Annotated in this window: 9 protein-coding genes; 2 read left to right on the plus strand and 7 right to left on the minus strand. The window is 50.0% G+C overall.

The window, feature by feature from the left end; genetic code table 11:
- Positions 1-486 (plus strand): transposase (locus tag CKL79_RS21560; protein WP_141242116.1); only part of this gene is annotated, 486 nt, incomplete at its 5' end.
- Between the two features lie 34 nt (positions 487-520).
- Here the strand turns inward: CKL79_RS21560 and CKL79_RS21565 are convergent.
- Genes CKL79_RS21565 through CKL79_RS21580 form a run of 4 tightly spaced genes read right to left on the minus strand, consistent with a single transcriptional unit; the run spans position 521 to position 3966 of the window.
- Positions 521-847 (minus strand): TMEM175 family protein, encoded by a 327-nt coding sequence (locus tag CKL79_RS21565; RefSeq protein ID WP_121971596.1) that lies wholly within the window; start codon positions 845-847, stop codon positions 521-523.
- A gap of 3 nt (positions 848-850) precedes the next feature.
- Positions 851-2002: an FAD binding domain-containing protein gene (locus CKL79_RS21570; RefSeq protein WP_170944160.1), complete on the minus strand. Its 1152-nt coding sequence runs from the start codon at positions 2000-2002 to the stop codon at positions 851-853.
- Complete coding sequence (locus CKL79_RS21575; RefSeq protein WP_121971597.1) at positions 1999-3273, minus strand: FAD-dependent oxidoreductase; 1275 nt, start codon at positions 3271-3273, stop codon at positions 1999-2001. The genes CKL79_RS21570 and CKL79_RS21575 overlap by 4 nt, the downstream gene beginning before the upstream one ends.
- A gap of 42 nt (positions 3274-3315) precedes the next feature.
- Positions 3316-3966 carry a DsbA family oxidoreductase gene (locus CKL79_RS21580; RefSeq protein WP_121971598.1) on the minus strand — a complete coding sequence of 217 codons (651 nt, stop codon included), beginning with the start codon at positions 3964-3966 and terminating at the stop codon, positions 3316-3318.
- Positions 3967-4083: 117 nt separating this feature from the next.
- Here CKL79_RS21580 and CKL79_RS21585 point away from each other — a divergent pair, with 117 nt between their 5' ends.
- Positions 4084-4992: a LysR family transcriptional regulator gene (locus CKL79_RS21585; protein ID WP_121971602.1), complete on the plus strand. Its 909-nt coding sequence runs from the start codon at positions 4084-4086 to the stop codon at positions 4990-4992.
- A 178-nt stretch (positions 4993-5170) separates the two neighbouring features.
- Here the strand turns inward: CKL79_RS21585 and CKL79_RS21590 are convergent, their stop codons facing one another.
- The 3 genes from CKL79_RS21590 to CKL79_RS21600 form a co-directional block, all read right to left on the minus strand.
- A complete protein-coding gene (locus CKL79_RS21590; protein ID WP_121971599.1) occupies positions 5171-6088 on the minus strand; it encodes a M14 family zinc carboxypeptidase in 918 nt (305 codons plus the stop codon).
- A gap of 61 nt (positions 6089-6149) precedes the next feature.
- Complete coding sequence (locus CKL79_RS21595; protein ID WP_121971600.1) at positions 6150-6494, minus strand: hypothetical protein; 345 nt, start codon at positions 6492-6494, stop codon at positions 6150-6152.
- A gap of 612 nt (positions 6495-7106) precedes the next feature.
- A partial coding sequence (locus CKL79_RS21600) for a transposase (protein ID WP_141242221.1) occupies positions 7107-8018 on the minus strand: 912 nt, incomplete at its 5' end.

Genomic DNA, 8018 nt, shown 5'->3' on the forward strand with positions numbered 1-8018 from the left:
TGTTTTACCTTCTGCTGCCGAATTCCCCGCTTTGGCAAGCTGCGTTTAGTGATTAGCTTTGAAACTGCACAGCTCACCGGGACTTACGCTGTGCTGCTGACCAATCGCGCTGACTGGTCAGCCAAACAGGTGCTCGCCAAATATTTACAAAGATGGCCGATAGAAACCTTTTATCGAGATGGAAAGCAATATCTCGGGCTTGATGAGTATCGGATGCGAACCTTTGAATCCATTCAAACCCATTGGACGTTGGTGTTCGTGGCTTACTCAATCTTGCACTTGGCTTGCTTGCCACCCCCGACAAAGGCTCCGGGCAAGCGCCCTACCCAGCTCACACAATCCATCGGGCAGGTCTGTCGCCAGCAATCGCAAGCGCTGATAGAAAAGCTAATCCTCTTTGCTCATGACTGTCTTGAACAGGGTGAATCGGCGTCGCAGGTGTTTGCCAAATTGTTTGACAAGCAGAATAAGGGGGTGCCTGCATGACTCGCTAGATAACGCCTCAATTATTTTTCTACCGTCAGAGCACAACACTCAAGTTAGTCACATAAGGAATGAAGGCCACACACATCAACAGGAATAGATTGATCGTTAAAGTTGTTCTATCTATCCCTTTTAGAAAGTGAAAGAGTGTGTGGTGATTTAACCAGAGGACACCGATGACTAGGAAACTGGTGATATAGCTTAGAAAGTACGGCCAGATCTGGATAATTTCATTGATAACGGCAGATGGCGGAACTTGCTCAAGGTTCGGAACTTTGATATCGATGGCAAGAAGCGTAATGGCGATCGCAAACACGCCGTCGCTAAATGCCTCGAATCGACTAAGGCTCATGACTGATTTCATATTCTATCCTTCTATTCGACCCTTTCCGTGCGTGAACTGAGAACTATCCCCTAAGCTGCGACCACGCTGCCATAAGTGCATTCCCAGTGAAAGCTGATCGGCCTCCCACTCCTGTAAAGCTTTAGGGACGTTGTGCCTACGGTCAACGAGCGCCTCTACCAGCGAGATCGCATTCGCCGCCGCCTTAGCGGTACTCGCCGCTGTATGAGGCCGAGGGACAAAAGCCGCGTCTCCTACTAGCGCGATTCGGTCGAACGCCATCTGCGGCACGCCCAAATCTAAAATCGACTGTACAAAAGGCTCTTTAGTCGCGGCGACTAATGTTTTGAAGGGAGCGGCAAGCACGAGATTCGCATAGTCGCGCATTTCCTGCTCAACAGCCGGAGCCATCATGCCTGGTGGAATAGAATAGTCCCTGCGTTTACCGTTTTCGTCGGTGAGCAAACGAGGTAGCTCGGTCTCCTCATCGTAGTTGACGTACCAAACCCAGTTAAACCGGCGCTCTCCAGGAACGAGCGACTCATTTTCACCAGGAATGACGTACTCCAAAATATGAGAGTTGGGAAAATCATAAAACACAAACCGCTCGGTAAATATCTTGGCTGCTTCTGGCTCCAGGTCAGCTTCATCGACCAAGCCTCGATAGCCTACATAGCCCGCGTACTGAGGCGCATAGGTGGGTAAAAGCTGCTGACGCACCGTCGAAGTTGGCCCGTCAGCTCCAATCAGCAAATCTCCAGTTTCACGAGAGCCATCGGTAAAAATGGCCGTTACCTTGTCGCCTTCTGGCTGCACCTGCACTAAGACCTTCCCTTGATGGTAATGCTCGTCTGGAAAGTGCCTTCGCATCGAGCGGTAGAGGATATTCCAAGAGGTGAGCGTCTGACGCATCGGCATTTGCTCAATGCCGCCATCTTTCTGTAAGTAGTAACGCTCAGTCGCATCAACGCCTAATTTGTCTGTAGCAATCCCCGCCCGTTGGAAGGCGACAACGACATCAGCTTGCAAAACGACACCGCCGCCTCGGCTATCCAACTCGCGAGCAGACCGTTCGTAAATATCTACCTGCCAGCCGATAGAGCGCAGAAGCGTCCCTGAGAACAATCCGGCTAATGAACCGCCGATCACAATCGCACGCTTGTCTATTGAGTTCACTGAGTCTCTCCTAAGTACTTATGCACAAACGTGACCGCCATAGCCCCTTCACCCACCGCAGAAGCAACTCGCTTCACAGAGCCGCGCCGAACATCGCCTGCGGCAAAAGAACCTGGAACGCTTGTTTCTAGATAGAAAGGCTCTCTATCCAATGTCCAAGTAGCTGGCGGACGACCTTTTTTCAGCAGCTCTGAACCCGTAATCAGATAGCCCGATTTATCGCGAATGATATGGGTATCTTTTGCCCAGTCTGTGTTAGGCAAGCCACCAATACAGATAAACAGTTTTTGAGTTTTAACCTGCTGGGTTGTATCTGTTTTATTGTCAGTAATCTCTATCTGCTTTAGAGCAGATTCGCCCATCAGGTCTGTCACCTTTGAATTAAACAGCACTTTAATATTGTCAGTAGCCGTAATTTTCTTGATGAGGTAATCAGAGAGAGAGGCCGCTAAGTTACTACCGCGCACCAGCATAGTGACCTGCTTAGCATATTGAGAGAAGTACATCGCAGCTTGACCGGCTGAGTTGCCCCCTCCCACCACATACACATGTTCGTCTTCACACATCGGCGCTTCACTCGCGCCTGCACCATAGAATAATCCGCGATTGAGGAACTTACCTTCATCAGGCAGGTTAAGCCGTCTGTACTCGACCCCGGTTGCGCAGATGTTGGCGCGAGCAATCATCTTGTTGCCATCGGCCATGTCAACATAGATGCGATTGTTGTCAAATCTCGCTTTAACGCCCTCTCTTAGTAGCAGTACCTCAATACCAAATTTGACAGCCTGCTGACGGGCTCTTTCAGCGAGGTCTGCGCCGCTAATGCCTTCAGGGAAGCCCATGTAGTTTTCAATCAGTGAACTGGTTCCCGCTTGTCCGCCAATCGCCTGACGTTCAACGAGAACCGTCCGCAGCCCTTCCGAGGCGGCATACACGGCAGCACTGAGTCCCGCTGGGCCTGCACCATAGATTGACAGATCGTATTCCTTAAATTTTGGCTGCGAGACCCAACCTAGCCGCTGCGCAATCTCTTGAATAGTGGGAGAAAAGAGCTGATGTCCATCAGGAAACTCCACGATGGGTAAGCGAAGCTCGCTCAGGACTGGAAGCCCTAGTTGACTTTGACAGTCCTCGTCACAGGTTAGCTCAACCCAAAGGAACTCGACGACGCTGCGACTGAGGAAGTCTCGAATCTCGTAGGCAGCAGGTGAGTTAGGCTGGCCATAAAGCTTTACAGTGCGTTGGGGACTTGAGCTAGAAGGGTTGGCCATGACGGTTCCGGGTTATTAGGGGCTAGAAGCGATCGGATACAATTATTTTTTTGATACCTCCAGAGCGCGAGTAGCTTTTTGCAACGCTACAACGATTGTTTCAACAGACTGTGCGCCAGAGATGGTTTCGTCACCAATGTGTATCTTGGGCACGCCGCGAGCCCCTTGCGCGATCACCTGCTGTTCCAACACCCGCACTTCCTTAGCCCCTTCATCCGACGATAAGAAGGCGTTGACAGCTTCAGCTTCTAGTCCAACCTCAGCCGCTAGGACGACTAACGTATCCACGCGGCTAATGTTCTGACCTTCGCTGAAATAGGCGCGCAAAATGCGTGTGGCCATCTCGGTAGCTAGACCGCTTTTTCCTGCTAACCAAGTCAAACGATGCGCGTTGAAAGTATTCGGTGTCACCTCAATTTTGTCGTAGTGAAATTCGACATCGTCTGATTGAGTGGCCTGCACCGTTTGCGCATCTAGCTGTTGAGAGTAAGCCCAGCTACCAAATTTGCCACTGCGGTAGCGTTTGCGATCCATCCCGGCTTCTGGCATATCTGGATTGAGTTCAAACGGTTGCCAAACCCGCTCTATTTTTATAGAAGAGTCCAATTGTTCAATCGCTCTACTCAGTCTAGATTCGGCAACTAAGCACCAGGGACAAATGAAATCAGAGGTAATGCGAATCGTCAGTGCCATGATTGATTTCCTTATCTGAGTGGCAACTGCTTCACTATAGGCGGCCTCAACAGGAATGTTAATATGGCGTTTGTGCTAATAACCTTTGCAAAAAATGCAAAAATCGTGAGACAGCCAATGGATCAGCTCGCTGCTATGCGGTCGTTCGTTAAAACAGTCGATGCCGGTGGATTCTCAGAGGCGGCCAGACAGATGAAACTCGCTGTTTCTTCAGTCACTCGTCAGATAAACAGTCTTGAAAAACTGCTCAACACTCAGCTGCTCTATCGCTCTACCCGAAGCATTTCGCTGACCCCGTTAGGACAGAAATACTACGACAGAGCAGTCAAGATTCTACAAGATGTCGAAGAAGCTAGGCTTTGTGTCACAGAGCAGACGGACACCCCTCATGGCTTGCTTAGGGTGGGTCTGCCCGTTGTGTTTGGGCAGCTCCATATCGCTCCCTTACTAGCTAATTTCTTATCGCGTTACCCGGATGTTCAACTAGACTTACAGATGAGCGACCGCTTGTCCAATTTAGTCGAGGATGAACTCGATTTAGTCATTCGCGTTGGCAATCTTGAACGCTCTAGCTCCAACCTCATTCTACGCAAGCTCGCTTCCTACACTCGTTTGGTTTGCGGCAGTCCAGACTACTTTGAGCGATGCGGAAAACCGGAGTTTCCTAATGACTTAGCTCAGCATAACTGCTTGCTATTTGCCTACGCCTCTGGGTACGGCATCTGGCAGTTTCAGCAGGCCGGTAAAACTTATGACGTGCGCGTGCAGGGGTCTATATGCGCCAATAATTCGGCGCTGCTGCGGCAAGCTTGTCTAGATGGGACAGGTGTTATCCTCATGCCGACTTGGTTGACGGGTGAAGATATCCGAAGCGGACGGTTGCAAACAGTCCTGACTAATTTTCAAGTTCAGCCTCAAGCTGAGGTGGACAGCGGGATCTATGCGCTTTACTTACCCAATCGAAGATACTCTCTTCGCGTAAAAGTGTTCATTGATTTTCTAAGCAAGCAATTGATACACTTCTAACTGAGTTCTTTTCGTTGACAGCGCAGGAAGGCTCCATACTCTGATCGTGTAGAGCGATCCTTTGTGCGATTTCTGTAAGCTTCGCCTCTTCAAGACCATTTACACCGCGAGGCAACTACTCATAGTGACCGCCTTGACTAGCTGCACACTGAAGCACCTGTCCTAACCGCTTCCAGGTTCAGCCGGTAGCGAAATATTGAGCAACAGATTCAACAAATGTACTCATGACTGCAAGCTGATCGTCAAGACTGATTTCTTGAAATGGATGAGGAATATAACCAGTCTGTCTAAACTCACGATTGCACTTGTCAATCTCAGAGAGCGCAACGTTATTTAGTGCAGGGCAGACGGCTAAGGGCATCTCAGAGACACCTATGAACTTAGGCTTAAAGTAGCGAGAAACATATGCTAGAGAACTGTTCGGATTCCCTGAACTTGATAATTTATCTTTGGGAATCGGTATCTCTAGAAATCCAGGGGCTAACGCTATCTGCGTTTCTCCAGTTGGGTCATACGAGAGCAAGGGTAAGTAGTCAGGAGTCGCAGCAGCGGTGCAATTCGCTACAACATCAACGCACTGAGAGTCAGATCCACTACCTACATAAAAGAACAAACCGGGCGAAATTAAACCTGCTGAATGCAGCGAAAAGTAAGCATCTATCTGTTCTGTTTTCTGCATCCATCGGCGAACTGCAACGCATTCGGGATAAGTATCAGTTGTAAAGTACCCTTCCAAATCACGGCAGTGCTGCGTCTCTACGCTGAGTAAGTCGCGTAAGGTAGCATTAGCTGGAATGTTTACTGTATTGCGATGTAGAAAGTCTGGGTCTACAGCGGGTACAATCTTGAATCTTACACCTGCGACAGGCTTCTGCACTAAGCTTTGAAGCATCGAGACAGCAGTCAAGGGGCCAATCGTTTCATCGGCGTGACAGCCTGCGATAACGAAGACTGTGCGAGCAGCCGTCCTATCACCGACAGTAACACCGTAGAGCGATCGCCCCTCAACTGAAACGCCAATTTCTTCAATCTGCGCACCTGCCGCTTCAGTTTCTAGAATTAGGCTATCTAGTCGTTTGAGATCAGTCCATTCCATGACAATGCTCTACATCTAACTTCAAAAGCAACGGCTCTAAAAATCGAGAACAAGATAGTCGTTACTGTAACAAGTAGAGCCGATACCACGCTGACACGGCTTCTCGAAATAACTGGAGGTCTTTTTCTACCGCTGGCTTAGTCTCAGCCGTTGGATCTAGGTGATGAGCCAGATGCGGAAACGTGTTGACGGTGACTCGTTCGGCAGCTTGATGTGTTTCATAGGCACCTCGTAGCCTATCTCCAAGCGCCCGTATCTCTGCAACCGGTAACATCTCGTCTTGCTCCCCATGTGCCAAGAGGACAGCAGGTTGCGGGCTTTTCTCTGCAAGTTCAGCAGCCCGTCCGCTTAAGTCGAAGTGCGATCGCGCTGCTTCTGAAGCAGCACTCCATGAATACGTCATCATCTCATCCTGAAACCAGTCGTAGTTTTCATGAAGGTAGTCGCGATGGCATGGTTCAAAAAAGGCCAATTTAGGGTAACACTCGCAGCACAAAGTAGACCATCATCGGCGATGATCCATTTGACTGATTTCGTCAATACCTACGCTCTTTGGAAGCGTCTAAATCCCAGCAGCTCTAGCCAATGGGGATGAGGCTGGCCAGTCAGCAATTGCTTGGGGCTTTTACCCACTCGTTCTGGCATGGTTCAACCCAGGTTCCGCCAGGGTAACACTCTGAGTCAGGGATAGATCCTTCAGAAGTCTATTTGGCCGGACTTTGAGGTTTTAATTCCCAATCAAAAGTGTTGCCCTCGCTTGAACCACGTCTTGAAAACGGCGTTTGGCGGCAAAGTTTCCTCGCGCAAAATGCACCGTCAGCAGAATGAGCTGATGGTGCAGTGTTTAGTGCTCAACCGGATGATTCATTCAGGTAGCCAAGCCGGATAGCTATGTCTGCGAAGCCTAAAAGCCCTCATAGCGAGGGCTCATGAGGATAAACAGAGCCCTCAGAATATTGGTGCAACAAAGCCTATACTAGCAATAGCTCAATAACCGCTGGTAGAAGGCAAGCTTGTTTTAGCTTGCAACAAAACAAGCCGACTCAGCAGGCAGGGCCTGAGCCGTTGCCTGAGCCGCTCTTTGTCTAATGACATCAGGCAACAAGGGAACAGTGTCATCGTGTTTGAGCCTGGAGGTCAAATATTGCCAGAACGAAAAGCCCAGCTTGCGACAGGTTTTTTTGAGGCCGACAAAGGTGTCACGCGCCTGCCTGCCCAAGTCATGGCGAGTGGTGCCACTAATCTTACGACGAGTGACCATCTCGCGAATATCAGATTCAGCGGCATTGGTATGCAAAGGCAGCGCTGGCATCTCCAGGACGCGCAGGAGTTCTGCCTTGTGGTTGGTAAACTGCTTGAGCACCGCGTTTAAGGGCGCATTGTCCTCGAAGGTCTGTGCAAAGATGGCATCAAAGCCTCGGTTGAATGCAGGTATATCGTCAGCAGAGGGGTCTTGGCGATAAAACTTCAAGGCTTGGTAGTAGGCCCACAGCTGATAGCGCAGGGCTTCAATTTCGTTGAGCTGCGCAGGGGTTTCGCCGCTCAATTTGCGCAGGGTACGTTCCATATGTATCCAGCACAGGGCATGGACGAACAAGACAAACTGCGGCGCACCATCACTGAGGATAATCAACTCAGGTGACACCCCATGGCTAATCACACTGCCGAGCAAAGCCGCTTCGGTGACCAACCTAACCGCGAGCGGGGTGACGATATCAAGGCGCTCTAAATAAGCTGCCCATGCCGATTCACCCTGACAAATCACCTGCTCAGAAAAGCTCAGTTTCTCTAAATGGCGAGACGCTAGCCCATGAGCGCTCAGGTAGGCTTGGGCATATTCGTTGAGCACATAGTCCTCAAACGGATGACGCAGGAGCTTGAGATAGTTTTGCCGGGACTTGTGCTCACTACTGCGAAAATAGGCAAATAG

Source organism: Leptolyngbya sp. BC1307 (assembly GCF_002286735.1).
Taxonomy (GTDB): domain Bacteria; phylum Cyanobacteriota; class Cyanobacteriia; order Phormidesmidales; family Phormidesmidaceae; genus Phormidesmis.

Coding starts and splice junctions, on each gene's coding strand:
- CKL79_RS21590 (WP_121971599.1), bottom strand. CDS start 6,088: ATGGAATGGACTGATCTCAAACGACTAGATAGCCTAATTCTAGAAACT.
- CKL79_RS21575 (WP_121971597.1), bottom strand. CDS start 3,273: ATGGCCAACCCTTCTAGCTCAAGTCCCCAACGCACTGTAAAGCTTTAT.
- CKL79_RS21565 (WP_121971596.1), bottom strand. CDS start 847: ATGAAATCAGTCATGAGCCTTAGTCGATTCGAGGCATTTAGCGACGGC.
- CKL79_RS21585 (WP_121971602.1), top strand. CDS start 4,084: ATGGATCAGCTCGCTGCTATGCGGTCGTTCGTTAAAACAGTCGATGCC.
- CKL79_RS21595 (WP_121971600.1), bottom strand. CDS start 6,494: ATGATGACGTATTCATGGAGTGCTGCTTCAGAAGCAGCGCGATCGCAC.
- CKL79_RS21580 (WP_121971598.1), bottom strand. CDS start 3,966: ATGGCACTGACGATTCGCATTACCTCTGATTTCATTTGTCCCTGGTGC.